The sequence below is a fragment of the Roseitalea sp. genome (assembly GCF_984466335.1).
Genome location: NZ_CFIFWG010000029.1, coordinates 1 through 22,922, shown reverse-complemented (window position 1 = coordinate 22,922; position 22,922 = coordinate 1). Strand labels below are relative to the sequence as shown.

Here is a 22,922-nt window from a genome sequence, read left to right as displayed (position 1 = left end):
CCTGGGCCGGCGCTCCATCCACCAGATGATGGCCATGGCCGGCAGCACCCACAAGACGCCCGAAAGGCCGAAAAAGGCCAGGTGCACATACCAGGCGCTCTCGGCGAGCCGTGCCGAGGCGATCGCCATCGCGACCAGCGCGTAGACGATCACCAGCGCGACCAGCAGCACCATGCCGATGAATTTCTTGAGCCGGTAGGGCATTGGCGTTCCTTGATCCCGATGGCGATCTAGCACGATCGCGCGCCGTGCCAAGCCCGGCCGACGGGGCGGTGCTGCGGCAAAGCGGCACTTGAACCCGGCCGGCCGATCTGCAATCAGGCGCGGCATTCCAATTTGGGGGCAGGGACATGGCCGCCGCGACCGATCTGGCTGAACCGACGGCAGTCGCAAGGCGCGCCGCCGCCCCGGACGCCGAACTGCGCGACCGGGCGCTCGTGCGCGGCTGGCTTTACATGACCGGGCTGGTCCTGTTGGTGCTCGTAACCGTCGGCGGTGCGACGCGGCTGACCGATTCGGGCCTGTCGATCACCGAATGGGCGCCGATCCACGGCGTCGTCCCGCCGCTCACCCAGGCCCAATGGGAGCAGGAGCTCGAACGCTACCGGCAGATTCCCGAATACCAACTCGTCAATCGCGGCATGTCGATGGCCCAGTTCCAGTTCATCTACTGGTGGGAATGGGGCCACCGGCTGCTCGCGCGCGCTCTGGGCCTGGTGTTCGCCCTGCCGCTCGCCTTCTTCTGGCTGACCGGCCGGCTCGACCGTCGTCTCAAGCCGCCCCTGCTCGGGCTTCTGGCGCTCGGCGGGTTTCAGGGCTTCATCGGCTGGTGGATGGTCTCGTCGGGCCTGACCGAGCGCGTCGACGTCAGCCACCACCGGCTGGCGGTGCATCTGTGCATGGCGGCGCTGATCCTTGGATGGATCGTCTGGACCGCGCGCGGCCTTGCGCCGCACGCGCAGGACCTGAAGCCGACGGCGCGGTCGAGCCGCTGGGCGGGCCTGTTGGCGGGCCTGGTCTTCGCACAGATCTATCTGGGCGCGCTCGTCGCCGGGCTCGATGCGGGCTGGGTGTTCAACGAATGGCCGCTGATGGACGGGGGCCTGTTCCCCGCCATCATGTGGGAGCCTGCGCTCGGCTGGCGCAACTGGGTCGAGAACCCGGCCATCGTCCAGTTCGCCCATCGCATGGGCGCCTATGTCCTGCTGGCGGCGGTGGCGGCCCATGCCTGGTCGTGCCGGCGCCGGGCGCCCGGTTCGACCCATGCGCGCCGCGCGGCCGTGCTGCTGGCGCTTGTCGTCGCCCAGGCGATGATCGGCATCGTCACCCTGGTGATGGTCGTGCCGCTCTTCTGGGCGCTGCTGCACCAGGCCGCCGCGTTCCTCACGCTTGCGTTCGCGGTCGCCCACTGGCGCGCCATGGCCGGCCCGCTGCCGCTCGCCGACGGGCGCAGGCACCTGCATGTCTAACCGGCCAGCATCAGGTCGAGATTCTGCACGGCGGCGCCGGCGGCCCCCTTGCCCAGATTGTCGAGCGAGGCGACCAGGTTCATCCGCCCGTCGCCCGGCGTGCCGCAGACATGGAGCCTCATGCGGTCGGTGCCGGCCATTTCGGTCGCCTCGATCCGTGCCTGCGAGCCCGCGGTGTCGAGCGGTGCCACCTCGACCGCATCCTGACCGGCATAATGGGCTTCCAGCACCGCGTGCACGGTTTCCATCGACGCCGCGTCCTCAAGGTGCGCCGAGAACAGCGGCACGCTCACCAGCATGCCCTGCGGGAACCGGCCGACGGACGGGGTGAAGATCGGCCGCGCGGTCAGCCCGGACCGTTCCATGATCTCCGGCACATGCTTGTGCCTGAGCCCCGGCGCATAGGCGAAGAAGGGCGCGGCGATCCGGTCCTTGGCGGCCTGGTCCTCCATCTGCCGGATCATCGCCTTGCCGCCGCCCGAATAGCCCGAGACGGCGTTGATCGTCACCGGATGGCCGGCGGGCAGGATGCCGGCGAGCACGAGCGGCCTGAGAAGGCCGATCGCCCCGGTCGGGTAGCAGCCCGGATTGGAGACGCGCCGTGCGCTGGCAATACGGCCGGCCTGGCCCGGTTCGGCCTCGGCGAAGCCGTAGACCCAATCGGGGTCGGTCCGGTGCGCGGTCGAGGCGTCGATGAAGCGGGTGCCGGCCTCGCCCGCCAGCGCGACGGCCTGGCGCGCCGCATCGTCGGGCAGGCACAGGATGGCGATATCGGCCTGGCGCAGGCGCGCGGCGCGCCTGCCGGCGTCGCGGCGATCCGCCTCGGCGATCGACAGAAGCGCGATGTCGTCGCGCGCGGCCAGGCGGTCGCGGATTTGCAGGCCGGTCGTGCCATGCTCGCCGTCAATGAATATCTTCGCCGTCATTGGAGCTTTAAAACCCGTTACATGTCAGAGGCTTGCCGTCGGTTTCCGACTCGATGCGCAAGGCCCTTGAATCATCTTCACAAGCGCTTGCGTCAACACCTTACCCATCTCTCCTGCGCGCGGCGACAAGGCCGAGATAATGCATCGCCACGCTGGCGCCGGCAATGGCGGTGATATCGGCATGGTCATAGGCCGGCGCGACTTCCACCACATCGGCGCCGACCAGATCGAGGCGCCTCAGCAGGCGCAGGACGCCCAGCATCTTGGCGCTCGACGGTCCGCCCGCCACCGGCGTGCCCGTGCCCGGCGCGAAGGCCGGATCGAGGCAGTCGATATCGAAGGTGATGTAGGCCGGCGCGCCGCCGGCGCGTGTGAGGATCGCGTTGGCGATGTCGGCGGCCCCCATCTCCTCAAGATCGTGGCCGAACAGGATCGCGATGCCGAAATCGTCGGGCGCATGGGTGCGGATGCCGATCTGGATCGACCGGTCGGGGTCGACGATGCCCTCGCGCACGGCCCGGCCCACGAACGTGCCATGGTCGATCCGCGCGCCGTCGTCGGGCCAGGTGTCCTGGTGGGCGTCGAACTGGACGAGAGCGAGCGGGCCGTGCCTGGCCGCGTGGGCCTTCAGAAGCGGCCAGGTGACGAAATGGTCGCCGCCGAGCGCCAGCAGGAAGACGCCGGCATCGACGAACCGGGCGGCCGCCGCTTCGATCGCCGCCGGAACCTGCGCGATGTGGCCCATGTCGAACAGCAGGTCGCCATGGTCGATCACGGCGAGCGTCTCGAACAGGTCGCGCGCGAAGGGGTATTGCGGATCATTGTCCATGATCGCCGATGCGCGGCGGATCGCCTGCGGGCCGAAGCGCGCGCCGGGCCGGTTCGAGGTCGCCGCATCGAACGGCACGCCGACAATGGCGACATCGGCCCCGTCGAGCACCTTGGTGAAGCGCCGCCTCATGAACGACAGCGCCCCCGCATAGGTCGGCTCGGGCGCGGCGCCGGTCAGGGTCTGGGACGTGAAGGCCGAATCGATCGTCTTGCGTGTCATCGACGTGCCGGATGTGGACTTGGCTCAGCGAGCATGAGGGGGAAGGGTTCCATGGGGCGATGCTATCGCCGATGCCGGCACGAAAAAAGCGGGGCCGAAGCCCCGCCTGATCGCTTCCGCCAAATGCCGACGGATCAGCGCTTGGAGAACTGGAAGCTGCGGCGGGCCTTGGCCTTGCCGTACTTCTTGCGCTCGACGACGCGGCTGTCGCGGGTCAGGAAACCGCCCTTCTTCAGGATCGGGCGCAGTTGCGGCTCGTAATGGGTCAGCGCCTTGGAGATGCCGTGGCGCACCGCGCCCGCCTGGCCGGACAGGCCGCCGCCCTTGACGGTGACGGTGATGTCGTACTGGCCGTCGCGGTTGGCGGCGATCACCGGTTGCTGGAGGATCATTTGCAGGACGGGCCTGCCGAAATAGGCTGACATGTCCTTGTCGTTGACCGTCACCTTGCCGGTGCCCGGCTGTAGCCAGACGCGGGCGACCGCATCCTTGCGCTTGCCGGTGGCATAGGCGCGGCCGTGGGCGTCCAGCTTCTGGACATGGGCCGGCGCTTCGGGCACCGCCGGCGCGGCGTCGCCGTCGGCGGCCAGCGTGCCCAGCTCTTCGAGGGAGTTGAGATCAGCCATGGATGTCAGGCCTTCTTGTTCTTGCGGTTGAGCGCGGCAATGTCGAGCGTTTCGGGCTTTTGCGCCTCGTGCGGATGCTCGGCGCCGGCATAGACGCGCAGGTTCCTCATCTGGCGGCGGCCGAGCGGGCCGCGCGGGATCATCCGCTCGACGGCCTTTTCGACGACGCGCTCGGGGAAGCGGCCGTCGAGCAACTGGGCGGCCGTGCGCTCCTTGATGCCGCCGGGATGGCCGGTGTGCCAGTAATATTTCTTCTCGGCGCGCTTGTTGCCGGTGAAGACAACCTTGCCGGCATTGATGACCACGACATTGTCGCCGTCATCGACGTGCGGGGTGAAGGTCGGCTTGTGCTTGCCGCGCAGGCGCGAGGCGACGATCGTGGCGAGGCGGCCGACCACGAGGCCCTCGGCGTCGATCATCACCCATTTCTTGTGCACCTCGGCGGGCTTCTGCGAAAAGGTCCGCATGGGTTCGTCCTTGGTTTCGGTCCCGCCGGAAACCGGGCGGGCTTTTCTTGTTGCTTGGATTGTCGCGCGGGGCGCCAAAAAACAGGCGTGCGGGGCGGGCCGGCACGCGCATGCCTGCCCCCTTAGTCGAGGCGCGGGCGGATGTCAAGCAGGTTGCCGCGAAGAGGGCAGGAATAGCATAATGAAAACAACATCCTAAATATGTGGTATCATTTTACCATATTGGCCGTGCGCGGCGGGATCGAATAGGTCGCCGTGGCGTGCGCGACCAGCGTTGCGTCCTCGTCGCTCATCGCCGCCTCGGTCACGGCGAGCCGCTTGCCCAGCTTGAGGATGCGCGCCACGCAGGTCAGCGGACCGGGCGCTGCGCGGTGCATGAAGTTGATGTTGAGGCTGGTGGTCACCGCCAGCGCCACCGGACCGAGATGGGCCAGGATCGCGTAATAGGCGGCCAGGTCGGCCACCGTGAACAGGGTCGGCCCCGAAATCGTGCCGCCGGGCCGCAGGTGGCGATCGGCGGTGTCGAGCCGGACGGTGACCGCGCCCGGCTCCACGGCCCGCAGCGTCAGCGCCCGGCCATCCATGTGCACCTGAGGGAAGTGCGTATCGATGAACGCCTCGATCTCTTCGGCGGTCATGACGGTGGCGAGGGGTCGGGGCATCGTAATGCTTCCTCCGGCTTGTTCCCGCAAGCGGGCTGGGTTGCGTCCGACCGGGTTAGCCGGCCGCGGCCGGGGCAGACAAGCGCGACGAGCGCAACGGCCGCCCATTTCGCCCGAGGCGCGATGCAAGGCGGATGCGGGCGCGGGCGCCGTTCTCGGCATCGGTCCGCGCAAAATCTGCTTTGCATTCGCGCCGGGCCTCGCCGATAAGGTCGGTAAGGCCATCAGGAAAACCGCATAGGGGAGGCACACATCATGACCGATCACACGCCTGGCTTCGAGACGCTCGCCATCCATGCGGGCGCCCAGCCCGACCCGACCACCAAGGCGCGAATCACGCCGATCTATCAGACCACGTCGTTCGTGTTCGACGATGCCGATCACGCCGCGCGCCTGTTCGGCTTGCAGGAGTTCGGCAACATCTACACCCGCATCATGAACCCGACCAATGCGGTGCTGGAGGAGCGCATCGCCGCGCTTGAGGGCGGCACGGCGGCGCTTGCCGTCGCCTCGGGCCACGCCGCCCAGCTTCTCGCCTTCCATACGCTGATGCGGCCGGGCGACAATTTCGTCTCCGCCACGCGCCTTTACGGCGGCTCGATCAACCAGTTCGGCCAAGCGTTCAGAAATTTCGACTGGCAGGTGCGCTGGGCGGACATGGACGATCTCGACCAGCTCGAAGCGCAGATCGACGGCAGAACGCGTGCCGTTTTCGTCGAGAGCCTTGCCAACCCTGGCGGCGTCGTCACCGACCTTGAGGCGGTCGCCAAGGTCGCCCACGGGCACGGCCTGCCGCTGATCGTCGACAACACCATGGCGACGCCCTATCTGATCCGGCCGATCGAGCACGGCGCGGACATTGTGGTGCACTCGCTGACCAAGTTCATCGGCGGCCACGGCAATTCCATGGGCGGCATCATCGTCGATGGCGGCACGTTCGACTGGTCGGCTTCGGACAACTATCCGATGCTGTCGGCGCCGCGCGAGGAATATGGCGGCGTTGTGCTGCACGAGGCGCTCGGCAACATCGCCTTCGCCATCGCCTGCCGCGTGCTCGGCCTGCGCGATTTCGGCCCCGCCCTTTCGCCCTTCAACGCCTTTCAGATCCTGACCGGCCTTGAGACCCTGCCGCTGCGCATGCAGCGCCATTGCGACAACGCCCACGCGGTCGCCAAACATCTCAAGCACCATGATGCGGTGTCCTGGGTGCGCTATGCGGGCCTTGAGGGAGACGCCTATAAGGACCTTCAGACCAGATACGCGCCCAAGGGCGGCGGGTCGGTGTTCACCTTCGGGCTGAAGGGCGGCTACGAGGCGGGCGTCCGGTTCGTCGAGGGCCTGGAACTTCTTTCGCATCTGGCGAACATAGGCGACACGCGCTCGCTGGTGATCCATCCGGCCTCCACCACCCACCGCCAGCTTTCGGACACCCAGCGCGAGGCGGCCGGCGCGGGCAACGACGTGGTGCGCCTGTCGGTCGGCATCGAGAATGTCGACGACATCATCGCCGACATCGACCAGGCGCTCGCCAAGGCCGGCTGACCGGCCGCGCCGCCCGCTCGAACCCGTGCAGGTGAGGTGTCGCCATGGCGCGCCGATGCACGGGCGAGTGTCCCCAATCCGAAGTTCGTTCCATGAAGGCAGCGGGCTCAGGACGGACTTCGGATTCGAAAGGACACGAGCGACTTATTGCATCAAGTGTGGTTTTGGATTCGAAGCGCGTTCAGGAATGTGCCGCCAATAATGTGGCGAACTTCAAATCCTGAACCCCCACAGGCCCCAGGACACGCGCCGTGCCATCCGCGCGATGGCGGGCACGCCCTTGCACGGCCCCTGGCGCGCGCCCTATCTAGACGGTTCACAGTTTCACTGATTCCCGCTCATTGCCGCCGCTCCCGAAAAGGTGACCCATGCCAAGCCCGTTTGAAACCGCGATGAATCTCGTGCCGATGGTCGTCGAACAGTCCAATCGGGGCGAGCGCGCCTACGACATCTTCTCGCGCCTGCTCAAGGAGCGCATCGTCTTCATCACCGGCCCGATCGAGGACGGCATGGCCTCCCTTGTGTGCGCCCAGCTTTTGTGGCTGGAGGCGGACAATCCGAAAAAAGAGATCGCCATGTACATCAACTCGCCCGGCGGCGTGGTGTCCTCGGGCCTTGCGATCTACGACACCATGCAGTTCATCAAGCCGGCCGTTTCGACCCTTTGCATCGGCCAGGCCGCCTCCATGGGTTCGCTGCTTCTGACCGCCGGCGCCAAGGGCACGCGCTTTTGCTTGCCCAATGCGCGTGTGATGGTCCATCAGCCCTCGGGCGGCTATCAGGGGCAGGTGACCGACATCATGATCCACGCCAAGGAGGTCGAAAGCCTCAAGCGGCGGCTCAACGAAATCTACGTCGCCCACACCGGCCAGGACTATGAGACCATCGAGGGCGCTCTTGAGCGCGACAATTTCATGACCGCCGACATGGCCAAGGATTTCGGCCTGATCGACCGGGTGATGTCGTCGCGCGAGGCGACCGAAGCCGAAGCCAAGGGCCAATGACGGTCGTCATCGTCCGGCGCGCGCCGGCCGCATTTTCGATTTGCTCTTGCCGCGTGGCACGCTAGGCTATGGGCGGCGTTAAGGCGTTGTTGACAAGGGCCGCCTTAGCCTTCGATGATTCGAAGGGTTGGGTTTTGTCGGCGTTTCTTGTGTTTATGGTGCCCGCGCTGCGTTCCGTCGGGCGTGTGCGATGCGCCCTTTGAGGCCGGAACGTCAGGACCGGCACCGTTTCGGCGCAGGAAAGGATTGAGCATGAGCAAGGTTTCATCGAGCGGAGGCGGCGGGGACGCCAAGAACACGCTCTATTGCTCATTTTGCGGCAAGAGCCAGCACGAGGTTCGCAAGCTGATCGCCGGGCCGACCGTGTTCATCTGCGATGAATGCGTCGAACTTTGCATGGACATCATCCGCGAGGAGAACAAGTCCTCGATCTCCAAGTCCAAGGAGGGCGTGCCAACGCCGCAGGAGATCCTCGGCGTGCTTGACGATTACGTGATCGGCCAGAGCCGCGCAAAGCGTATCCTGTCGGTCGCCGTCCACAACCACTACAAGCGCCTGGCGCACGCCGAAAAGAACGAGGATGTGGAGCTTGCCAAGTCCAACATCCTCTTGATCGGCCCGACCGGCTGCGGCAAGACGCTGCTCGCCCAGACGCTGGCGCGCATCATCGACGTGCCATTCACCATGGCCGACGCGACCACGCTCACCGAGGCGGGCTATGTGGGCGAGGATGTCGAGAACATCATCCTCAAGCTGCTTCAGGCGTCCGACTACAATGTCGAGCGCGCCCAGCGCGGCATCGTCTATATCGACGAGATCGACAAGATCTCCCGCAAGTCCGACAACCCTTCCATAACCCGCGACGTGTCGGGCGAGGGTGTCCAGCAGGCGCTTTTGAAGATCATGGAAGGCACCGTCGCCTCGGTGCCGCCCCAGGGCGGGCGCAAGCATCCGCAGCAGGAGTTCCTTCAGGTCGACACCGCCAACATCCTGTTCATATCCGGCGGCGCGTTCGCCGGCCTCGACAAGATCATCGCCGATCGCGGCACCAACACCTCGATCGGGTTCGCCGCCTCGGTGGAGGCGCCCGAGGAGCGCAAGACGGGCGAATTGTTCCGCAAGGTCGAGCCCGAGGATCTGCTGCGCTTCGGCCTGATCCCGGAGTTCGTCGGCCGCCTGCCGGTGCTGGCGACCTTGGAGGATCTCGACGAGGATGCGCTCGTGTCGATCCTGACCGAGCCCAAGAACGCCCTGGTCAAGCAGTATCAGCGCCTGTTCGAGATGGAAAATGTCGACCTGACGTTCCACGAGGACGCGTTGCGCGCCATCGCCGGCAAGGCGATCGAGCGCAAGACCGGCGCGCGCGGCCTGCGCTCGATCATGGAGACGATCCTGCTCGACACCATGTTCGAGCTGCCCGCGCTCGAAGGCGTGCGCGAGGTGGTGATTTCCGACGAGGTCGTCACCGGCGGCGCAAGGCCGCTCTACATCTACTCGGACAAGGACGAGGAGGCGCAGACCGCCGAGAGCGCATGAGGCGTCCGGCTTGGCCTGTGTATGGCCCGTTCGGGAGCGCGCCCGGGCCCGTCGCGCCGGTTGAAATGGTCGCCCGCGGGCGCCAATTAAGGGCGGACGCCGATGCGTTGAACCCGCCGCCGGGACTGCGGTACGGCGGCCAATCCGGCGAAAAGCCGCAAGCGGCCGCAAGGCCTCGAAAGGACCAGACGCATGACACATGCAAACGAAAAGACGATTGCGGGCGGTGAGGGCGGGCTCCATGCCGTTCTGCCGCTGCGCGACATCGTCGTTTTCCCGCACATGATCGTGCCGCTCTTTGTGGGACGCGACAAATCGATCCGCGCCCTTGAGGAGGTGATGGAGAACGACCGGCAGATCCTGCTCGCAACGCAGAAGGACGCCAGCGAGGACGATCCGTCGACCGATGCGATCTACACCACCGGCACGCTCGCCAACGTCCTGCAACTGCTCAAGCTGCCCGACAACACGGTCAAGGTGCTGGTCGAGGGCGTCGAGCGCGTCCGCATCGACGGTTTTGCGCCGAACCAGGCCTATCTTGAAGCGCGCGCCGTGCCGGTCGAAACGCCCGACGAGGACGAGGTCGAGGTCGCCGCGCTGGCCCGTTCGGTGGTCGCCCAGTTCGAGGATTACGTCAAGCTCAACAAGAAGATTTCGCCCGACGTCGTCGGCGCGGTCTCCCAGATCGAAGACCATTCCAAGCTGGCCGACACCGTGGCCTCGCACCTGGCCGTCAAGATCGGCGACAAGCAGGAACTCCTCGAAACGCTGCCGATCAAGGACCGGCTGGAGAAGGCGCTCGGCCACATGGAGGCGGAGATCTCCGTCCTCCAGGTCGAAAAGCGCATCCGCAGCCGCGTCAAGCGCCAGATGGAGAAGACGCAGCGCGAATACTATCTGAACGAGCAGATGAAGGCGATCCAGAAGGAGTTGGGCGACGGCGAGGACGGTCAGGGCGAACTGGCCGAACTGGAAGAGCGCATCGGCAAGACCAGGCTCTCCAAGGAAGCCCGCGAAAAGGCGGACGCCGAGTTCAGAAAGCTCAAGCAGATGAGCCCGATGTCGGCCGAAGCCACCGTCGTGCGCAACTATCTGGACTGGATGCTGTCGATCCCGTGGGGCAGGAAATCCAAGATCAAATACGATCTGGAGCTGGCCGAGGAGGTGCTCGACGCCGACCATTACGGCCTTGAGAAGGTCAAGGAGCGGATCGTCGAGTATCTGGCCGTCCAGAAGCGCCAGAAGAAGCTCAAGGGTCCGATCCTGTGCCTGGTCGGCCCGCCCGGCGTCGGCAAGACGTCGCTCGCCAAGTCGATCGCCAAAGCGACGGGGCGCGAATATGTGCGCATGGCGCTGGGCGGCGTGCGCGACGAGGCCGAGATTCGCGGCCACCGACGCACCTATATCGGTTCGATGCCGGGCAAGATCATCCAGTCGATGAAGAAGGCTGGAAAATCCAACCCGCTCTTCCTGCTCGACGAGATCGACAAGATGGGCATGGACTTCCGCGGCGATCCATCCTCGGCGCTGCTCGAAGTGCTCGATCCCGAGCAGAACAACACCTTCATGGACCATTATCTGGAAGTGGAGTACGACCTGTCGAACGTGATGTTCATCACCACGGCCAACACGCTCAACATTCCCCCGCCCCTGATGGACCGGATGGAGATCATCCGCATCGCCGGCTATACCGAGGACGAGAAGGTCGAGATCCTCGAACGCCACCTGATGCCCAAGGCGATCCGCGACAATGCCCTCCGGAAGGGCGAGTTCGAGGTCGACGAGCGGGCGGTCCGCAAGATCATCCAACTCTACACCCGCGAGGCGGGCGTGCGGAGCCTCGAACGCGAACTGATGAAGCTGGCGCGCAAGGCGGTCACCGAAATCCTGCGCTCCGGGGTCGCCTCGGTCGTGGTCACCGAGGACAATCTGGCCGATTATCTGGGCGTGCCCAAGTTCCGGTTCGGCGAGATCGACCAGGAGGATCAGGTGGGCGTCGTCACGGGTCTTGCCTGGACCGAGGTCGGCGGCGAACTGTTGACCATCGAGGGCGTCATGATGCCCGGCAAGGGCAAAATGACCGTGACCGGCAACCTTAAGGACGTCATGAAGGAGTCGATTTCGGCGGCCGCGTCCTATGTCCGGTCCCGGGCCATCGATTTCGGCATCGAACCGCCCGTGTTCGACAAGCGCGACATCCATGTGCACGTACCCGAGGGCGCAACGCCCAAGGACGGCCCCTCCGCGGGCATCGCCATGGCCACCGCGATCGTCTCGGTGCTCACCGGCATTGCGGTGCGCAAGGACATCGCCATGACCGGCGAGATCACGCTGCGGGGCAGGGTGCTGCCGATCGGCGGGCTGAAGGAGAAGCTTCTGGCGGCGGTGCGTGGCGGCATCACCAAGGTTCTGATCCCGCAGGACAACGCCAAGGATCTCGCCGACATTCCCGACAATGTCAAAAGCGCACTGGAGATCGTGCCCGTCAGTCACGTCGGCGAAGTGCTCGATCATGCCATGACCCGCCGGCCCGAGCCGATCGAGTGGACCGAGGAAGACGAAAGGATGGCCGCCGCCGCCATCGCTTCGTCGGGCTCGCCGGTTCCCAGCGTCGCCCACTGAACCGCCCCCGTTCGGGTCGAAAATGGCGAGGGCGCCGTTCCGGCGGCGCCTCCTGCCGGTCGGCGGAAGCACCGCGTCCGGATGCCGCTCGCCCTATAGGTGTGATTTCATGTTGAATTCGGGCATTTGGCGATTGTTTGGCGCCCAATGGCTTAGGAATTGCCCAAATTCCCGCTAGTGTCGCTTCACTGTGCACTTGTCGCCGATTCGCGTCGGTGCCAGACAATTCTGACTGAGGGGAGAAACCCATGAACAAGAATGAACTGGCCGCCGCGGTCGCAGACAAGGCCGGATTGGGCAAGGGCGAAGCCGCATCGGCGGTCGATGCCGTGTTCGCCACCATCACCGAGACGCTCAAGTCCGGCGGAGACGTGCGCGTGCTCGGCTTCGGCAACTTCGTCGTCCAGCAGCGTGCCGCAACGACGGGGCGCAATCCCATGACCGGCGCGCCCGTCGACATTCCGGCCAAGCGCGTGCCGAAATTCTCCGCCGGCAAGGCGCTCAAGGACGCCGTCAACGGCTGATCCGGCAAGGCGGGGCTTTTTTTCACCCCGCCCCCTCTTGCGCGGGCGACAGCGGGGCGCGTTCGCGCACCCGTTCGTGTGCATTGTCGGGCCGCGCGCCGCGACCATCATCGGTTCGCTCATATCTTCCGCGTGCCATCCGTCGGATCGCGCACCGTTTGCCCATGGCCATGATGGTCAGGGCGGTCGGGCGGCAACGCGCAAGCAGAAATGGTGGGCGATGAGAGACTCGAACTCCCGACATCTTCGGTGTAAACGAAGCGCTCTACCGGCTGAGCTAATCGCCCCCGTGGCCTTTCGGCCCACGCTCGATCTAGTCCGCATCGCCGTGCCTTGCAAGCATTCGGTCAACGGGTGTTCGCCGCGCCGGCCGGCCGGCGCGGCGCTTTCCTGCGATCGAGGACAATCGCCGCCGCCGCTTGACACCCCAATCGCTTCGACTTAAGTCAGCCCGACGCCGGCCATGCCGGTCGCCAGCAAGTGCGGGTGTAGCTCAGTTGGTTAGAGTGCCGGCCTGTCACGCCGGAGGTCGCGGGTTCGAGCCCCGTCACTCGCGCCACTTGCTGTAGGAAAATCAACTAAGATCAACCATCCGAGGCGTCCGATCCATCCAAGCGAGCCGGCGGCGGCGGGCAGCGGGGAGAAAGGATCGCCATAGTGGGCGGGCCGCCCCGCACCGGGATGTTCGTGCGGCGCGCAAGCTCGATGGCGCCATTGGGCGTCACCGCGCCCTCAACGCCGGCGGGAATGGGCGCTGCGGCCCTTGCGCCGGCCCGCGCGAGGCGATAACTGCCTCCCATACAAAGGAGCGCGCCCGCCCTCGGCCCCATGCGGCCAACGGCCATATGGCGCGCCGCGACAGATCGGGCTACAGCGCCCGAAATCAAATTCGGGGATTTGCGCATGGAAGCCGTCGTCGCCTCCTATCTGCCGATCATCATCTTCCTGCTCGTGTGCCTCGGAATCGGGGCGGCCCTGCTGGTTGCGCCGTTCATCGTCGCCTACAAGAGCCCGGACCCGGAGAAGCTGTCCGCCTATGAGTGCGGGTTCAACGCGTTCGATGACGCGCGCATGAAGTTCGACGTGCGCTTCTACCTTGTGGCGATCTTGTTCATCATCTTCGATCTCGAAGTCGCCTTTCTGTTCCCATGGGCGGTTTCGTTCGGCGAACTGGGCATGTTCGGCTTCTGGTCGATGATGGTTTTTCTTGGCGTTTTGACCATCGGCTTCATATATGAATGGCGGAAGGGAGCGCTGGAATGGGATTGAGCGACAGTCAGACCCTGGTCGCCCCGAAGCCCAGGGGGGGCGTCGACCCGAGCACGGGCAAGCCTGTCGGCGCCGACGATTCCTTCTTCGGCGAGATCGACAACGAACTCGCCGACAAGGGCTTTCTGGTCACCTCCACCGATGAGCTGATCAACTGGGCGCGCACCGGCTCGCTGATGTGGATGACGTTCGGCCTGGCCTGCTGCGCCGTGGAGATGATGCACACCTCCATGCCGCGCTACGATGCCGAGCGCTTCGGGGTGGCTCCGCGCGCCTCCCCGCGCCAGTCCGACGTGATGATCGTCGCCGGCACGCTGACCAACAAGATGGCGCCTGCGCTGCGCAAGGTCTACGACCAGATGCCCGAGCCGCGCTACGTCATCTCGATGGGAAGCTGCGCCAATGGCGGCGGCTATTACCACTATTCCTACTCGGTCGTGCGCGGCTGCGACCGCATCGTGCCGGTCGACATCTATGTGCCCGGCTGCCCGCCGACCGCCGAGGCGCTGCTCTACGGCATCCTGCTCCTGCAAAAGAAAATCCGCCGCACCGGCACGATCGAGCGCTGATCGCGGCGCGGGCGGCACAACGGGAAAGCCATTGATGGCCACGCTTGAGAACCTTGAGGATCTGGCGAGCACGGTCGCGGACACGCTGGGCGACATCGGCCATGAATCCGCGATCGCCCATGGCGAGCTGACGATAACCGTCGGCATCGAGGACATCATCGCCACGCTCACCCGGCTGCGCGATTCCATGCAGGCCCGGTTCGTCTCGTTCATCGACCTTTCTGGCGTCGACTATCCCGAGCGCGACAGGCGCTTCGACGTCGTCTACCACCTGCTCAGCCCGACGCTGAACCAGCGCCTGCGCGTCAGGGTGATGACCGACGAGGAGACGCCGGTTCCCTCGGCGACGGGCGTCTATCCGGGCGCCAACTGGTTCGAGCGCGAGGCCTATGACCTTTACGGCATCCTGTTCACCGGCCATCCGGACCTGCGCCGGCTTCTGACCGACTATGGCTTCGAGGGCCACCCTCTGCGCAAGGACTTCCCGCTGACGGGTTTTGTCGAGGTGCGCTATGACGACGAGGCCAAGCGCGTCGTCTACGAGTCGGTCAGCCTGCGCCAGGAGTTCCGCGATTTCGACTTCCTGTCTCCGTGGGAGGGCACGGACTATGTGCTGCCGGGGGATGAGAAGAGAAGCGAATGAGTCGGTCGTTGTTCGTTGGTCGTCGGTTGTATGAATGATGGCCCGATCAAATCCTATCGGGACCTGAGGGTTTGGCAGATGGCCATGGAACTCGCAGCGGATGTTTATAAGGTGACGGCAGGGTTTCCGGGCTCTGAGCAATTCGGGCTCACCAGCCAGGCCCGACGCGCCGCCGTCTCGGTGCCCTCCAACATCGCCGAAGGCTTCGGCCGCGGCTCACAAGGTAGTTTTGCTCAGTTTTTGAGGATTGCACAGGGTTCGCTCAAAGAGCTGGAAACGCTCTTTTTGATCGCGGGTCGTGTCGGTATCGCAAGCGATATCGATCGTGCGCGCATCCTCGGGCAGACCGATGACATTGGCCGAATGCTCGGCGCGCTGATAAGGAAGGTGTCGCTGAAATGAGCCGCGCCACGACCAACGATCGACGAACCACGACCGACACCCCATGACCGAACACAACGTCCGCAACTTCAACATCAATTTCGGCCCGCAGCATCCGGCCGCGCACGGCGTCTTGCGGCTGGTGCTGGAGCTTGACGGCGAGGTGTGCGAGCGCGTCGACCCGCATATCGGCCTTTTGCACCGCGGCACCGAGAAGCTGATCGAGGCCAAGACCTATCTTCAGGCCGTGCCCTATTTCGACCGGCTCGACTATGTGGCGCCGATGAACCAGGAGCACGCCTTTGCCCTTGCGGTCGAGCGGCTCCTGGGGATCGAGGTGCCAAGGCGCGGCCAACTCATCCGCGTGCTTTATTCGGAGATCGGGCGCATCCTGTCGCACCTTCTCAACATCACGACGCAAGCGCTCGACGTCGGCGCGCTCACCCCGCCGCTGTGGGGGTTCGAGGAGCGCGAGAAGCTGATGATGTTCTACGAGCGGGCCTGCGGCGCGCGCCTGCACGCGGCCTATTTCCGGCCCGGCGGCGTGCATCAGGACCTGCCGCCCGAGCTGATCGAGGATATCGGCAACTGGATCGACCCGTTCCTGAAGGTGGTCGACGAGATCGACGGGCTCTTGACCGGCAACCGCATCTTCAAGCAGCGCAACGTCGATATCGGCGTGGTCGATCTGGACGATGCCTGGGCCTGGGGTTTTTCGGGCGTGATGGTGCGCGGCTCGGGCGCGAAATGGGATCTGCGCCGGTCGCAGCCCTATGAATGCTATGACGAGATGGCGTTCCAGATCCCGATCGGCAGGAACGGCGACTGCTTCGACCGCTATCTGATCCGCATGGAGGAGATGCGCCAGTCCGCCCACATCATGCGCCAGTGCGTCGACAAGCTGGCGAGCGCCGGCGGGCAGGGGCCGGTCTCCAACACGGACGGCAAGATCGTGCCGCCCAAGCGCGGCGAGATGAAGCGCTCGATGGAAGCGCTGATCCATCATTTCAAGCTCTACACCGAGGGCTACAAGGTGCCGCCCGGCCAGGTCTATGCGGCCGTCGAGGCGCCCAAGGGCGAGTTCGGCGTCTATCTGGTCGCCGACGGCACCAACAAGCCCTATCGCTGCAAGCTGCGCGCGCCGGGCTTTGCCCATTTGCAGGCGATGGACTTTCTGTGTCGCGGCCACATGCTGGCCGATGTTTCGGCCATTCTGGGTTCACTCGACATCGTGTTCGGCGAGGTGGACCGGTGATGACGGCGGTTTCGGCCAAGCGGGCCACTATGAGCGCATCGGACTTCATGGTCTGGGCGCAACAACAAGGTGACAGGCGATTTGAGCTGGAGAACGGTGAGCCGGTTGAAATGGCCGCCGAGAGGGCGCGTCACGCCCTGTCCAAACACGCGACCGCCAGGGCCCTTGAGGATGCAATTGCGCGCGCTGGTCTTCAATGTCGGGTTTTTCCCGATGGCATGACGGTTGTTATCGACAAGCATACGGTGCGCCTGCCCGATGCCGCCGTACAGTGCGTGCCGTTCGATCTCGACAGCGCTGTCCTTGAAGAGCCGGTCATATTGGTGGAAGTGGTCTCGCCGTCGAGCGCCTATCGGGATGAGAACCACAAACTGGCCGAATATTTCATGGTGCCGTCGGTTCGACACTATCTGCTCGTTGATCCGGTCGGGCGCCGCGCCGTTCATTTCAGCCGGACCGATCAGCCCGACAGGCTCGACACGCGCATCGTCAGCGAAGGAACGATCGCGCTCTCCCCGCCCGGCATTGAAATCTCCGTTTCAGACCTGTTTGGTGATGCCTGATGTCCGTACGCCGCCTAGCCGATGACGTGATCCAGCCCGAGGGCTTCAAGTTCGACCGCCAGCGGTCCGCCGAGGCCAGGAGATGGATCGGGAAATACCCGAAGGGCCGTCAGCAATCGGCGGTGATCCCGCTGCTGATGCTCGCCCAGGAACAGGAGGGATGGGTCACCAAGGCCTCGATCGAGCATGTCGCCGACATGCTCGACATGCCGCTGATCCGCGTCATGGAGGTCGCCACCTTCTACACCCAGTTCCAGCTTCAGCCGGTGGGAACGCGGGCGCATGTCCAGGTCTGCGGCACGACGCCCTGCATGCTGCGCGGGGCGGAAGATCTGATCAGGGTGTGCCGGCGCAGGATCAACGACCGCCAGTTCCATCGCAACGCCGACGGCACGCTGTCATGGGAAGAAGTCGAATGCCAGGGCGCCTGCGTCAACGCGCCCATGGTGATGATCGGGCGCGACGCCTATGAGGACCTGACGCCCGAAAGGCTTGAGGAGATCATCGACGCGTTCGAGGCCGGAAGGGGCGGGCAGATCGCGCCCGGCCCGCAGATCGACCGGGTCTTCGCCGCGCCCGTCACCGGGCCGACCAGCCTGCTGGACGGGGAGGGGACCGCCGGCGCGCCCGGCGCCACCCCTTTAGCCGATGACGGGAACCGGCCGGCCGCCGTCGAAAGGCCCACCAGCCCGGACGATCTGAAGCTGATCTCGGGCGTCGGCCCGAAGCTTGAGGAAAAGCTGCACGGCCTTGGCGTCTACACCTTCGCCCAGGTCGCCGGATGGAGCGGGGCCGAGCGCCAATGGGTCGACGACCACCTCAAGTTCAGGGGCCGGATCGAGCGCGACGACTGGGCCGGGCAGGCGAAAGCCTTGGCCAAGGGCGGCGTGGACGAATATATCCGTGTCTTCGGCAGAAAGCCCAAGTGAGGCGGCGATGGCAGACGTGACAAACGAACTTATATATGGGGCTGTCAAGGGCGTTCAGGGCGGGTTGGGCGGGCTCGAAACCGGCCGGCGGGACATCAAGCAAGAACTGATTGCCGCGCGCCTGCACCAGAATGCGTCACAGGGCGAATTGAATGCCTTGCTATCGCGGATGGGCGGTGTCGAAAGCCGGCTGGACCGCATCGAAAAGCGCCTCGATATCATCGGCGAACCAGCGGAATAGGAACCATGCTCGCTGACAGGGACCGCATCTTCACCAACATCTATGGCCTGCGCGACACCTCGCTCAGGGGCGCGATGGGCCGCGGCCATTGGGACGGCACCAAGGCGCTGATCGACAAGGGCCGCGACTGGATCATCTCGGAGATGAAGGCGTCCGGTCTGCGTGGGCGCGGCGGCGCGGGCTTTCCGACGGGCCTGAAATGGTCGTTCATGCCCAAGCAGGTGGGCGAGCGGCCGCACTATCTGGTCGTCAACGCCGACGAATCCGAGCCCGGCACCTGCAAGGACCGCGACATTCTGCGCCACGATCCGCACACGCTGATCGAGGGGTGCGTCGTCGCCGGCTTCGCCATGAACGCCCATGTCGCCTACATCTATGTGCGCGGCGAGTTCATGCGCGAGCGCGAGGCGCTGCAAGCGGCCATCGACGAATGCTATGACGCGGGCCTTCTGGGCAGGGGCAACAAGTGCGGCTGGGACATGGACATCCATGTCCATCACGGCGCCGGCGCCTATATCTGCGGCGAGGAGACCGCGCTGCTCGAAAGCCTGGAGGGCAAGAAGGGTCAGCCGCGCCTGAAGCCGCCGTTCCCGGCCAATGTCGGCCTTTACGGCTGTCCGACCACGGTCAACAACGTGGAATCGATCGCCGTCGCGCCGACCATCCTGCGCCGCGGGGCGGGATGGTTCGCAGGGCTCGGCAAGCAGAACAACACGGGCACCAAGCTGTTCTGCATCTCCGGCCACGTCAACGCGCCGTGCACGGTCGAAGAAGAGATGTCGATCCCGTTCCGCGAACTGATCGACCGCCATTGCGGCGGCATGCGCGGCGGCTGGGACAATCTGCTCGCCGCCATTCCGGGCGGCTCGTCCGTGGCGCTCTGCCCGGCCGAGGACATTATCGACTGTCCGATGGACTTCGATTCCCTGCGCGCCCTGCAATCGGGTCTGGGCACGGCCGCGGTGATCGTGATGGACAAGTCGACCGACATCGTCAAAGCCATCGCGCGGCTTTCCTATTTCTACAAGCATGAGAGCTGCGGCCAGTGCACGCCCTGCCGCGAGGGAACCGGCTGGATGTGGCGCGTCATGGAGCGCATGGTTGTCGGAAACGCCCAGAAGCGCGAGATCGACATGCTGCTCGATGTGACCAAGCAGGTGGAAGGCCACACCATCTGCGCGCTGGGCGATGCCGCCGCCTGGCCGATCCAGGGTCTGATCCGCCATTTCCGGCCCGAGATCGAAAGGCGCATCGACGAATTCTCGCGAAATTCGCACCGATCCAGGCCGGTTTTGGAAGCGGCGGAGTAGCATTTCGCCGTGATTTATGCTGCAATGCAGCACAAGGATCCGACTCGCGCCCCGTCTGGCCGAAGACACGGCGCGCCGTCCGACCTTGAAGGCATAGACAAAGGCCCTGCCGGTCCCCCGGACGCCACGCTTGTCGCAGATGTCAGGGTAAGGGGAAGCACCACGGAACGGCGGTCACACGCGACACTGACGAGAAAGGGATGTCGATGTTTCCGTTCGCAGAAAACTGGATGAGTCCGCAGGCCAGGGAGAACCCCTTCCTTGCCCTCGTGCCGGGCATGGAGCCGCTTCAGAAGACCGCCGAGACCTTCATGCGCGCCATGGGTACGCCGCCGATGCCGCCCTTTGCCGAGGCGCCCTTCCAGGACATCGGCGCATGCGAGGCCGACATGAAAGCGATGATGAAGGCCGTTCCCGGCTTTGAGGGCTTGCCGAACCTGGCCGTCCATCCGATGGGCGCCATGGCCGCCGCCGCCGCCGTTTCCATGGGCGCGGCGAGCCACGTGGCGGGCGCCATGTTCGGGACCGCCACCGGCATGATGGACGCCGCCGTGCGCATGCACAAGGCGACGCGCGATGCCTCGCCGTTCGCACCGCCCGGCGCCGATGTGACCAATCCGCTCAAGTTCGAATGGGCTTTCGCCGCCGAGGAAACCGCCGCGCCGCAGGAAAGGGCGGTGCCCGCCCTCGCTCCGATCGCCGCTCCGGCGGCAAAGCCCGAACCCGCCGTCGGGGTCGCTCCGCCTGCGCCTGCCTGTGCCTCCGCTGCGGAGCCGGTCGCGGCCATTGTGACCGCCCGGCCCGGAGGGTCGGCCACGGCGGCCGAGGTGATGCCCGAGGACTTCAGGCAGCCGCGCAGGATGCAAAAGCCCGCAAGGCCCGACGATCTCAAGCGGATATCCGGCGTCGGACCGAAGCTTGAGAGCGTGCTGAACGGGCTGGGCATCTGGACACACAAGCAGATCGCCGCATGGACGGCCGAGGAAATCGCCTGGCTGGACGATTATCTTCAGTTCAAGGGCCGGATCGTTCGCGACGACTGGATAGGCCAGGCCGCCCGCCTTGCCGGGGGGCGCAAATAGCGGCAAACGGCATGCGGCGCGGCGCGCCTCATGGGTATGGTGCCGGCGTTCGTGACCGAGCGCCACCGGAGAGCCGGCCCGCGACGAAACGAGGCCGGAGACGGAACGGAGGATTTTTCGATGGGTCGGCCAGGCCCCGCATCGTGCGCCATGGGCGCATCGCGCAGCTTCCCGATGCCGTTGCCCGAGGATGGTCGCCGGCCTTCGCCCGAGCAAGCGCGCGAACGTCTTGACCATTCGGACCGGGCCGGCAATACGGACCGGGCGTTCCATTGGGCGCATCTGCCGCACGTCAAGCTGTGGCAAATCCGGCATTGCGCGTGAGACAAGCGAGCGAAAGGATGGAAGGCGCACATGGCCCTGATCAAGGTTGACGGCAAGCAAGTCGAGGTTCCCGACCACTACACGCTGTTGCAGGCGTGCGAGGAGGCCGGCGCCGAGATTCCGCGTTTTTGCTATCATGAGCGCCTGTCGATCGCCGGCAATTGCCGCATGTGCCTTGTCGAGGTGAAGGGCGGCCCGCCCAAGCCGGCCGCCTCCTGCGCCATGGGCGTGCGCGACCTGCGTCCCGGCCCCGAGGGCCAGCTGCCGGAGGTGTTCACCAACACGCCGATGGTCAAGAAGGCCCGCGAGGGCGTCATGGAGTTCCTGCTGATCAACCATCCGCTCGACTGCCCGATCTGCGATCAGGGCGGAGAGTGCGATCTTCAGGACCAGGCGATGGCCTACGGCATCGATTCCTCGCGCTTCCAGGAAAACAAGCGCGCCGTCGAGGACAAGTATATCGGCCCCCTGGTCAAGACGATCATGACGCGCTGCATCCACTGCACCCGCTGCGTCCGTTTTACGACCGAGGTCGCCGGCATCTCCGAACTGGGCCTGATCGGCCGCGGCGAGGACGCCGAGATCACGACCTATCTCGAACAGGCCATGACGTCCGAATTGCAGGGCAATGTGATCGACCTGTGCCCGGTCGGCGCGCTGACCTCGCGCCCCTACGCCTTTCAGGCGCGGCCCTGGGAGTTGGCCAAGACCGAATCGGTCGACGTGATGGACGCGGTCGGCTCGGCGATCCGCCTCGACACGCGCGGCCGCGAGGTCATGCGCATCATGCCGCGCGTCAACGAGGCGATCAACGAGGAGTGGATCTCCGACAAGACGCGCTTCGTCTGGGACGGGCTGCGCACCCAGCGCCTCGACCGGCCCTATGTGCGCGGCGCGGACGGCAAGCTGAAGCCCGCAAGTTGGGGCGAAGCGTTCGGTGCGATCAAGACGGCGCTCGACGGCAGGGCGGGCGAGGCGATCGGCGCGATCGCCGGTGATCTGGCCGGCGTCGAGGAGATGTTCGCCCTCAAGGCGCTGATGGAGAGTCTCGGTTCGGCCAACATCGATTGCCGGCAGGACGGCGCCGCGCTCGATCCCGCGCTCGGCCGCGCCGGCTACGTCTTCAACGCGACGATCGACGGCATCGAGGACGCAGATGCGATCCTGATCGTCGGCGCCAATCCGCGTTTCGAGGCATCGGTCCTGAACGCGCGCATCCGCAAGGCGTGGCGCGCCGCGCCGATCCCGATCGGCGTGATCGGCGATATGGGCGATCTGCGCTACGATTACGAGCCGTTGGGCGCGGGGCCCGAAACGCTGAAGGCGCTGGCCGACGGCAAGCATAAGTTCGCCGGCACGCTGAAGAAGGCCGGGCGGCCGCTGATCATTGTGGGGCAGGGCGCCCTGGCGCGCGGCGATGGCCGTGCGGTGCTCGGCCTTGCCGCCGCGCTGGCCGACCGGGTCGGCGCGCTGACCGGCGACTGGAACGGATTTTCGGTCCTGCACACGGCCGCCTCCCGCGCGGGCGGGCTCGACATCGGCTTCGTGCCGGGCGAGGGCGGCCTGCCGGCGGCCAAAATGGTCGCCGAGACCGACATTTTGTTCCTTCTGGGCGCAGACGAGATCGACCTGCGCGCCCGCAAGGCGAGCGCGACGACCGTCTATATCGGCACCCATGGCGACATCGGCGCCCACCATGCCGACATCATCCTGCCGGCGGCCGCCTATACGGAAAAGTCTGCGATCTACGTCAACACCGAGGGCCGCGTGCAGATGGCCAACCGCGCCGGTTTCCCGCCCGGAGACGCCAAGGAGGACTGGGCGATCCTGCGGGCGCTGTCCGACGTGATCGGCCGCAGGCTGCCGTTCGATTCGCTCGCCCAGTTGCGCGGCAGGCTTTTCGAAGCCCATCCCCACCTCGCCGCGA

23 protein-coding genes and 2 tRNA genes are annotated in these 22,922 nt (G+C 65.7%); 18 read left to right on the top strand and 7 right to left on the bottom strand.

The genetic code is table 11. The features are described 5' to 3' along the window. A partial coding sequence (locus tag AC5E6L_RS04535) for a DUF2842 domain-containing protein (protein WP_491771567.1) occupies positions 1-204 on the bottom strand: 204 nt, incomplete at its 3' end. Positions 205-350: 146 nt separating this feature from the next. Here AC5E6L_RS04535 and AC5E6L_RS04530 point away from each other — a divergent pair. Continuing rightward, complete coding sequence (locus AC5E6L_RS04530; RefSeq protein WP_491228675.1) at positions 351-1,469, top strand: COX15/CtaA family protein; 1,119 nt, start codon at positions 351-353, stop codon at positions 1,467-1,469. Here the strand turns inward: AC5E6L_RS04530 and argC are convergent. From argC to AC5E6L_RS04505, 5 genes are all read right to left on the bottom strand, one after another. Next, the gene (gene argC, locus AC5E6L_RS04525) at positions 1,466-2,395 is read right to left on the bottom strand and encodes an N-acetyl-gamma-glutamyl-phosphate reductase (protein WP_491228676.1); all 930 of its coding nucleotides are present in this window, start codon (positions 2,393-2,395) and stop codon (positions 1,466-1,468) included. The genes AC5E6L_RS04530 and argC overlap by 4 nt on opposite strands. 100 nt (positions 2,396-2,495) lie before the next feature. After that, positions 2,496-3,446, bottom strand: a complete 951-nt coding sequence (gene speB / locus AC5E6L_RS04520) for an agmatinase (RefSeq protein WP_491771564.1) — start codon at positions 3,444-3,446, stop codon at positions 2,496-2,498. A gap of 134 nt (positions 3,447-3,580) precedes the next feature. Beyond that, a complete protein-coding gene (rpsI, locus tag AC5E6L_RS04515) occupies positions 3,581-4,072 on the bottom strand; it encodes a 30S ribosomal protein S9 (protein ID WP_491771562.1) in 492 nt (163 codons plus the stop codon). 5 nt (positions 4,073-4,077) lie between these two features. Continuing rightward, positions 4,078-4,539 carry a 50S ribosomal protein L13 gene (gene rplM, locus AC5E6L_RS04510; RefSeq protein WP_491228679.1) on the bottom strand — a complete coding sequence of 154 codons (462 nt, stop codon included), beginning with the start codon at positions 4,537-4,539 and terminating at the stop codon, positions 4,078-4,080. Between the two features lie 209 nt (positions 4,540-4,748). Beyond that, complete coding sequence (locus AC5E6L_RS04505; protein WP_491228680.1) at positions 4,749-5,201, bottom strand: PaaI family thioesterase; 453 nt, start codon at positions 5,199-5,201, stop codon at positions 4,749-4,751. A 255-nt stretch (positions 5,202-5,456) separates the two neighbouring features. Between AC5E6L_RS04505 and AC5E6L_RS04500 the strand changes: the two genes are divergently transcribed. The 5 genes from AC5E6L_RS04500 (at position 5,457) to AC5E6L_RS04480 (ending at position 12,429) form a co-directional block, all read left to right on the top strand. Beyond that, positions 5,457-6,743, top strand: coding sequence for an O-acetylhomoserine aminocarboxypropyltransferase (locus AC5E6L_RS04500; protein ID WP_491228681.1), 1,287 nt, complete (start codon positions 5,457-5,459; stop codon positions 6,741-6,743). Between the two features lie 368 nt (positions 6,744-7,111). Beyond that, positions 7,112-7,747 (top strand): ATP-dependent Clp protease proteolytic subunit, encoded by a 636-nt coding sequence (locus AC5E6L_RS04495; RefSeq protein WP_491228682.1) that lies wholly within the window; start codon positions 7,112-7,114, stop codon positions 7,745-7,747. Positions 7,748-7,999: 252 nt separating this feature from the next. After that, positions 8,000-9,283, top strand: coding sequence for an ATP-dependent Clp protease ATP-binding subunit ClpX (clpX, locus tag AC5E6L_RS04490; protein ID WP_491228683.1), 1,284 nt, complete (start codon positions 8,000-8,002; stop codon positions 9,281-9,283). Between the two features lie 192 nt (positions 9,284-9,475). Continuing rightward, positions 9,476-11,905 (top strand): endopeptidase La, encoded by a 2,430-nt coding sequence (gene lon, locus AC5E6L_RS04485; protein ID WP_491228684.1) that lies wholly within the window; start codon positions 9,476-9,478, stop codon positions 11,903-11,905. A gap of 248 nt (positions 11,906-12,153) precedes the next feature. Next, positions 12,154-12,429 carry an HU family DNA-binding protein gene (locus AC5E6L_RS04480; RefSeq protein WP_491228685.1) on the top strand — a complete coding sequence of 92 codons (276 nt, stop codon included), beginning with the start codon at positions 12,154-12,156 and terminating at the stop codon, positions 12,427-12,429. 211 nt (positions 12,430-12,640) lie between these two features. Here the strand turns inward: AC5E6L_RS04480 and AC5E6L_RS04475 are convergent. After that, a tRNA-Val gene (locus tag AC5E6L_RS04475) sits at positions 12,641-12,716 on the bottom strand. 195 nt (positions 12,717-12,911) lie between these two features. Here AC5E6L_RS04475 and AC5E6L_RS04470 point away from each other — a divergent pair. From AC5E6L_RS04470 to nuoG, 12 genes are all read left to right on the top strand, one after another. Continuing rightward, positions 12,912-12,988, top strand: a tRNA-Asp gene (locus AC5E6L_RS04470). Positions 12,989-13,332: 344 nt separating this feature from the next. Next, entirely contained in the window at positions 13,333-13,698 is a 366-nt protein-coding gene (locus AC5E6L_RS04465) for an NADH-quinone oxidoreductase subunit A (protein ID WP_491228686.1), read from the top strand. Continuing rightward, positions 13,689-14,267: a NuoB/complex I 20 kDa subunit family protein gene (locus tag AC5E6L_RS04460; RefSeq protein WP_491771557.1), complete on the top strand. Its 579-nt coding sequence runs from the start codon at positions 13,689-13,691 to the stop codon at positions 14,265-14,267. Before AC5E6L_RS04465 ends, AC5E6L_RS04460 begins: the two co-directional genes overlap by 10 nt. A gap of 34 nt (positions 14,268-14,301) precedes the next feature. Beyond that, positions 14,302-14,910, top strand: coding sequence for an NADH-quinone oxidoreductase subunit C (locus tag AC5E6L_RS04455; protein ID WP_491771555.1), 609 nt, complete (start codon positions 14,302-14,304; stop codon positions 14,908-14,910). 30 nt (positions 14,911-14,940) lie between these two features. Further along, on the top strand, positions 14,941-15,312 hold the full coding sequence (locus AC5E6L_RS04450; RefSeq protein WP_491771553.1) for a four helix bundle protein: 372 nt from the start codon (positions 14,941-14,943) through the stop codon (positions 15,310-15,312). 43 nt (positions 15,313-15,355) lie between these two features. Further along, positions 15,356-16,546, top strand: coding sequence for an NADH-quinone oxidoreductase subunit D (locus tag AC5E6L_RS04445; protein WP_491771551.1), 1,191 nt, complete (start codon positions 15,356-15,358; stop codon positions 16,544-16,546). Continuing rightward, entirely contained in the window at positions 16,546-17,109 is a 564-nt protein-coding gene (locus AC5E6L_RS04440; protein WP_491771549.1) for a Uma2 family endonuclease, read from the top strand. The genes AC5E6L_RS04445 and AC5E6L_RS04440 overlap by 1 nt, the downstream gene beginning before the upstream one ends. Next, positions 17,109-18,038: an NADH-quinone oxidoreductase subunit NuoE gene (nuoE, locus tag AC5E6L_RS04435; protein ID WP_491771547.1), complete on the top strand. Its 930-nt coding sequence runs from the start codon at positions 17,109-17,111 to the stop codon at positions 18,036-18,038. The genes AC5E6L_RS04440 and nuoE overlap by 1 nt, the downstream gene beginning before the upstream one ends. A gap of 7 nt (positions 18,039-18,045) precedes the next feature. Then, complete coding sequence (locus AC5E6L_RS04430; protein WP_491771545.1) at positions 18,046-18,279, top strand: hypothetical protein; 234 nt, start codon at positions 18,046-18,048, stop codon at positions 18,277-18,279. Positions 18,280-18,284: 5 nt separating this feature from the next. After that, positions 18,285-19,589, top strand: a complete 1,305-nt coding sequence (nuoF, locus tag AC5E6L_RS04425) for an NADH-quinone oxidoreductase subunit NuoF (protein WP_491230259.1) — start codon at positions 18,285-18,287, stop codon at positions 19,587-19,589. Between the two features lie 206 nt (positions 19,590-19,795). Further along, positions 19,796-20,671 carry a helix-hairpin-helix domain-containing protein gene (locus tag AC5E6L_RS04420; RefSeq protein ID WP_491230260.1) on the top strand — a complete coding sequence of 292 codons (876 nt, stop codon included), beginning with the start codon at positions 19,796-19,798 and terminating at the stop codon, positions 20,669-20,671. A gap of 354 nt (positions 20,672-21,025) precedes the next feature. Next, positions 21,026-22,922: NADH-quinone oxidoreductase subunit NuoG (nuoG, locus tag AC5E6L_RS04415; RefSeq protein WP_491771542.1), on the top strand; the 1,897-nt coding region annotated here is incomplete at its 3' end.

Coding starts and splice junctions, on each gene's coding strand:
- AC5E6L_RS04530 (WP_491228675.1), top strand. CDS start 351: ATGGCCGCCGCGACCGATCTGGCTGAACCGACGGCAGTCGCAAGGCGC.
- argC (WP_491228676.1), bottom strand. CDS start 2,395: ATGACGGCGAAGATATTCATTGACGGCGAGCATGGCACGACCGGCCTG.
- speB (WP_491771564.1), bottom strand. CDS start 3,446: ATGACACGCAAGACGATCGATTCGGCCTTCACGTCCCAGACCCTGACC.
- rpsI (WP_491771562.1), bottom strand. CDS start 4,072: ATGGCTGATCTCAACTCCCTCGAAGAGCTGGGCACGCTGGCCGCCGAC.
- rplM (WP_491228679.1), bottom strand. CDS start 4,539: ATGCGGACCTTTTCGCAGAAGCCCGCCGAGGTGCACAAGAAATGGGTG.
- AC5E6L_RS04505 (WP_491228680.1), bottom strand. CDS start 5,201: ATGCCCCGACCCCTCGCCACCGTCATGACCGCCGAAGAGATCGAGGCG.
- AC5E6L_RS04500 (WP_491228681.1), top strand. CDS start 5,457: ATGACCGATCACACGCCTGGCTTCGAGACGCTCGCCATCCATGCGGGC.
- AC5E6L_RS04495 (WP_491228682.1), top strand. CDS start 7,112: ATGCCAAGCCCGTTTGAAACCGCGATGAATCTCGTGCCGATGGTCGTC.
- clpX (WP_491228683.1), top strand. CDS start 8,000: ATGAGCAAGGTTTCATCGAGCGGAGGCGGCGGGGACGCCAAGAACACG.
- lon (WP_491228684.1), top strand. CDS start 9,476: ATGACACATGCAAACGAAAAGACGATTGCGGGCGGTGAGGGCGGGCTC.
- AC5E6L_RS04480 (WP_491228685.1), top strand. CDS start 12,154: ATGAACAAGAATGAACTGGCCGCCGCGGTCGCAGACAAGGCCGGATTG.
- AC5E6L_RS04465 (WP_491228686.1), top strand. CDS start 13,333: ATGGAAGCCGTCGTCGCCTCCTATCTGCCGATCATCATCTTCCTGCTC.
- AC5E6L_RS04460 (WP_491771557.1), top strand. CDS start 13,689: ATGGGATTGAGCGACAGTCAGACCCTGGTCGCCCCGAAGCCCAGGGGG.
- AC5E6L_RS04455 (WP_491771555.1), top strand. CDS start 14,302: ATGGCCACGCTTGAGAACCTTGAGGATCTGGCGAGCACGGTCGCGGAC.
- AC5E6L_RS04450 (WP_491771553.1), top strand. CDS start 14,941: ATGAATGATGGCCCGATCAAATCCTATCGGGACCTGAGGGTTTGGCAG.
- AC5E6L_RS04445 (WP_491771551.1), top strand. CDS start 15,356: ATGACCGAACACAACGTCCGCAACTTCAACATCAATTTCGGCCCGCAG.
- AC5E6L_RS04440 (WP_491771549.1), top strand. CDS start 16,546: ATGACGGCGGTTTCGGCCAAGCGGGCCACTATGAGCGCATCGGACTTC.
- nuoE (WP_491771547.1), top strand. CDS start 17,109: ATGTCCGTACGCCGCCTAGCCGATGACGTGATCCAGCCCGAGGGCTTC.
- AC5E6L_RS04430 (WP_491771545.1), top strand. CDS start 18,046: ATGGCAGACGTGACAAACGAACTTATATATGGGGCTGTCAAGGGCGTT.
- nuoF (WP_491230259.1), top strand. CDS start 18,285: ATGCTCGCTGACAGGGACCGCATCTTCACCAACATCTATGGCCTGCGC.
- AC5E6L_RS04420 (WP_491230260.1), top strand. CDS start 19,796: ATGTTTCCGTTCGCAGAAAACTGGATGAGTCCGCAGGCCAGGGAGAAC.